The 2,667-nt window shown below is 74.5% G+C and carries 2 protein-coding genes and 1 riboswitch; of the genes, one reads left to right on the top strand and one right to left on the bottom strand.

Going from position 1 to position 2,667, the window contains the following annotated elements; translation table 11 throughout:
* The coding region (locus tag BN10_RS14460; RefSeq protein WP_040753847.1) for an ATP-binding protein at positions 1-1,604 on the bottom strand (1,604 nt) is incomplete at its 3' end.
* Positions 1,605-1,672: 68 nt separating this feature from the next.
* Positions 1,673-1,771: riboswitch (adenosylcobalamin (AdoCbl) riboswitch) on the bottom strand.
* 72 nt (positions 1,772-1,843) lie between these two features.
* On the opposite strand from BN10_RS14460, the gene cbiE reads away from it, so the two are divergent.
* A partial coding sequence (gene cbiE, locus BN10_RS14455; protein ID WP_084311114.1) for a precorrin-6y C5,15-methyltransferase (decarboxylating) subunit CbiE occupies positions 1,844-2,667 on the top strand: 824 nt, incomplete at its 3' end.

The following is a 2,667-nucleotide window of genomic DNA, read 5'->3' as shown; positions in this document are numbered from 1 at the left end:
AGCAGCGAGAGCACGGCCGTCTTGACCTCGGCCATCCGCGAGCGCGCGGCCATGGAGCCGGAGGCGTCGACGACGAGGAGGACGAGATTGGACTCCTTGCCCTGGGTGATCGCCGAGCGCAGATCGCTCCCGCGGATCTCGAGCCGGCCCGGCCCGGTCGATCCGGTGGCGCGCGCGCCACGCTCGCGGGCGGCGGCCGTGATGGTGGCGGTCAGGTGGACGCGCCCCGTGCGCTCCCGGCTGGCGCCGACGGTGCGACCCCAGCTCGTGATGGCCCGACTGCGCTTGCCCGCCGCCCCGGAGCCCGTGCCCCGCACGCTCAGCCGACGGATCCGGTAGGGGTCGTGGGCCTGCGCCACGCCCTGCACGGGTGCCGGCACGTCGGTCTCCGGTGCGTCCTTGCCCGACTCGGTGTCCGAGGGATCCGGTGCCGGGGGGTCGGGCCGCGCGTCGTCCTTGCCCTCCGCGGAGTCCTGCGGGCCGGGCGGCGCGGGATCGGTCGCGTCGCCCTCTTCGTCAGCGCCCACCTGACTCTCCGGGTCCTCCGACCCCTGTGGGTCCTGGGGGTCTTGTGGGTCTTGGGGGTCCTCGGGCGGCGGCTCGTCGTCGCCGAGCAGGCGGTCGAGGAGGTCCTCGTCCAGCCCGGGTGCATCGAAGGGCGCGCGCCGGCGGCGGTGGGGAAGAGCGAGTTTGGCGGCCGTGCGGATGTCCTCACGAGTGACCTCGGCGCGGCCCTCCCACGCCGCGTGGGCCACGGCGGCGCGCGCGGTGACGATGTCCGCGCGCATCCCGTCGACCTCGAAGCCCGCACACACGGTCGCGATCTTGTCGAGCGCCCAGTCGCTGAGGCGAACCCGCCCCAAGCCCTCCTGCGCCACGGCGATCCGGGCGGCCAAGTCGACCTGCGCCGCGGCATACGACGCGTGGAAACCGGCGGGGTCGGCGTCGAAGGCCAACCGGCGGCGGACGACGTCTGCGCGCTGCGCGGGATCGCGACTGGCCCGGACCTCGACGGTCAGGCCGAAGCGGTCGAGCAACTGGGGACGCAGCTCGCCCTCCTCGGGGTTCATGGTGCCGATCAGGACGATGCGCGCCGGGTGCGAGACCGAGACGCCGTCCCGCTCGACCGTGTTGCGGCCCATGGCGGCGGCATCGAGGAGCAGGTCGACGAGGTGGTCGTGGAGGAGGTTGACCTCGTCGACATAGAGCAGTCCGCGGTGGGCCTGGGCCAGCAGGCCCGGCTCGAAGGCCGTCTCGCCGCGGCCCAGGGCCTTGCTGAGGTCGAGGGAGCCGATGACGCGATCCTCGGTGGCCCCGACGGGCAGCTCGACGAGGCGGGCCGGTCGGCTGGTCGAGGCGGGGTCGACGTGCGGGCCGTCCGGGCAGTCCGGGTCCGGGGAACGGGGGTCGCAGGCGAACCGGCAGTCGGGCACGACCGCCTGGCGCGGCAGGATCTCGGCGAGGGCGCGCACCATCGTCGACTTGGCGGTGCCCTTCTCGCCGCGCACGAGCACCCCACCGACCTCCGGCGAGACCGTCGTGAGGACGAGCGCGAGGGCCATCTCGTCGGCGCCGACGATGGCGGCGAACGGGTAGCTGGACACGACGCTCCTCCTGGTGAGTGACCACGCTCACCGGCCGATTCGGCCGCCGCGGGGCCCCGGGGCGGCGTGACGCAGGAGGACGTCCTGGCTTCCGGGCCCCTCGTCGGGAGACCGGTCACAGTGGCGGGACCGCTCCGGATTCGCACCGGTATTCCTCGCCCTGCGTCGCCCGCATCCTCCCACACCGGCGCGCCCCGGGCCGGTGAGCCCGGTGCCTCGACGGACGTAGGCTGTCGCGCGTGATCGAGGTCGTGGGCATCGGGGACGACGGTTGGGCCGCCGTGCCGCGGCACCACCAAGACCTCGTGCTCCGTGCCCCGGTCGTCCTCGGCGGGGTCCGCCACTTGGCGCAACTGCCACCCATCGAGGGTCAGCGGCGCGAATCGTGGCCCACGCCGCTTCGGACCCAGTTGCCCGCGCTGCTCGCCGACGTCGGCTCCGGGGGCGTGGTCGTGCTGGCCAGCGGTGATCCGCTGACGTCAGGCGTCGGCACGACCCTCATCGAGTTGCTCGGTCGTGACCGGGTGCGGATCCACCCGAGCATCTCCTCCGAGACGCTGGCCCGCGCCCGGATGGGTTGGCCGGCCGAGGAGACCACGGTCGTGAGTGTCGTCGGCCGTTCCCCGGAGCGGCTCCGCCGCCACCTGGATCCGGGGGCTCGCCTGGTCGTGCTCTGTGCCGACGGCTCGACGCCGGCCGCCGTCGCGGAGCTCCTCACCGGTGAGGGATGTGGCGGGTCGACGATGACCGCCTGGTGGCATCTTGGGGGACCGAGCGAGGGCAGCCGATCGGGCACCGCTCGCGGCTGGGACTCCACACCAACCCCCGACCTGGTCATCCTCGCGCTCGAGGTCGACGTCCTCGCCACGATGCGCCCAGCCGTGGGCCCCGCGCCCGGCCGCCCCGAGGACGCCTTCGACCACGACGGCCAGATCACCAAGCGTGACGTGCGCGCGAGCGCCCTGGCCCACCTCCGGCCGACGCCGGGCGCGCTGCTCTGGGACCTCGGGGCCGGGTCGGGGGCCGTCTCGATCGAGTGGGCACTCGCGGCGCCGCGCGCACG

It is taken from the genome of Phycicoccus elongatus Lp2 (assembly GCF_000367525.1).
Classification (GTDB): Bacteria; Actinomycetota; Actinomycetes; order Actinomycetales; family Dermatophilaceae; genus Phycicoccus_A; species Phycicoccus_A elongatus.
The sequence above is the reverse complement of the archived record's forward strand: the minus strand, read 5'-3'. Positions and strand labels throughout refer to the sequence as shown.